Raw genomic sequence first — 493 nt, forward strand, 5'->3', positions numbered from 1 at the left:
AATAGTGAAGAGGCTGTGCGGATTCAGAAGCTGCTGCTTATTGAGCGCGAGTCGCTGCAGCAGCAGATTGAATCGAGCAAAGCGGAAGTCGAAGAGCTGAAACACAAACTCGACGAAGTTTATGCCTCGAAGTCCTGGCGCCTTACTCGACCCATTCGCGGCGGCCGACGTGCGCTGTGGATGCTTCGAAACAGGCTCAGCAACCCACGCGTCGTGCTGCGGCCTATTTATCAGCGGCTGCCATTTCTGATTGGCGTGCGCATGCGATTGAGACATTGCATCAAGGCTGTGCAAACCAAGTTTATGCGAGCCATCAACTCGCAAAATAATTTGAAGTCGTTGCAGGTCATTGCCGACCGGCGTTTTGGCTACTCGCTGGATGTGCCTGTGTTCGATGTGCGGCCGATCATTGATGTCTCGATCGTTACCTATAACAGCTGCAAATGGGTGGATGGATTCTTCGTCTCCCTGAAGGCACAGGACTATCCACTCC

The 493-nt window shown here is 53.1% G+C and carries 1 protein-coding gene; it reads left to right on the forward strand.

Features of this window, described 5'->3' with window-relative positions:
- Positions 1 to 493: hypothetical protein (locus AC0T7J_RS25150; protein WP_473798442.1), on the forward strand; the 493-nt coding region annotated here is incomplete at both ends.

This window comes from Pantoea sp. E956-1 (assembly GCF_982223955.1).